2 protein-coding genes are annotated in these 1,185 nt (G+C 26.8%); both read right to left on the bottom strand.

Going from position 1 to position 1,185, the window contains the following annotated elements:
* On the bottom strand, positions 1–512 hold a 512-nt coding region (locus RMO83_RS08460; RefSeq protein ID WP_310559241.1), incomplete at its 3' end, for an L-threonylcarbamoyladenylate synthase.
* Positions 513–518: 6 nt separating this feature from the next.
* Complete coding sequence (locus RMO83_RS08455) at positions 519–818, bottom strand: hypothetical protein (protein ID WP_310559240.1); 300 nt, start codon at positions 816–818, stop codon at positions 519–521.
* Positions 819–1,185: the final 367 nt, after the last annotated feature.

The following is a 1,185-nucleotide window of genomic DNA, read 5'->3' as shown; positions in this document are numbered from 1 at the left end:
AAATCGACAAGGTTTTGCCATTTCTCGAAAATCAATTCGGGATCGGTGGTGTATTCTATTACATCATCATCATCATGAATAGAAGTGGAAACGATAGGATTTCCTAACATTTTTACAATTTCTAAAGCAATATTGTTTGCTGGAACACGAATTCCGACTGTAGTTTTCTTTTTGAATTCTTTCGGGAGATTATTATTTCCTGGTAAAATAAAAGTATAAGGTCCAGGAAGTGCTCGTTTCAAAATTTTGAAAGTTGCAGTATCAATTTGTTTCACATAATCAGAAATATTACTCAAATCGTGACAAACAAAAGAAAAATTAGCTTTTTCGAGTTTGATTCCTTTTATTTTGGAAATTCGCTCTAAGGCTTTAGTATTGGTAATATCGCAACCCAAACCGTAAACCGTATCTGTTGGATAAATGATTAAACCGCCATCTTTTAAAACTTTAACTACTTTTGCAATGGCAGTTTCGTTAGGTTTATCTTCGTAAATTTTTAGAAATTGTGGCATTTGATTTTATTTATTTATTATATCCCAGTTTTCAAGTTTGTAATAATCCCATATTCCTTTTCTTACGTCTAAAACTAGTATGTAATCATTTGAATTTTGATTTAAATAAGGTTTAATATTATCATAACTAATTTTAATAACTTCTTGATTTCCTTTAAACGGAAAAATTATACAGTTTGAACCACCTTTTCCAGTAGTTCTTCTAAAAGCATTAATTTTTAAGTTAAATACCTCTATTTGATTTTTGTTTGTTTCAACCTTATTAAAATAATTCCAAATCAGATTTGCAGAAAATCCAAATGTCAAATAAGAAAATAATATATTAGATATTAGAATAAAAAAAGTTGCGAATATAATGCTATGAATTTTTTCAGTTTTGGAAGAAATAAAAATATCTTTCCATATTTCTTTAAAAAAACTAAATCTTGATGTAATAACTAAACCCGAAAGAGTTGGAATCCAAAATACATAAATATGATATCTATAATTATTTCCAAAAGTTTTAGGTTCAAAAAAGATCCAAAAAATTAAATTTAACCCGTTGGGTGTAATTATTTGAATTAAAATATATCGATTAGATATTGCTCAAGATACTGAATTTCAGTATCTTGAAGTCGCAAAACAAACAATATCTATGTCAAATATAATAAAAAATTATTTAAGGGTTTTAGAA

Origin of the sequence: Flavobacterium sp. (assembly GCF_031423415.1) — a bacterium.
Lineage (GTDB): Bacteria > Bacteroidota > Bacteroidia > Flavobacteriales > Flavobacteriaceae > Flavobacterium.
This window is presented reverse-complemented; position numbering and strand designations above follow the sequence as displayed.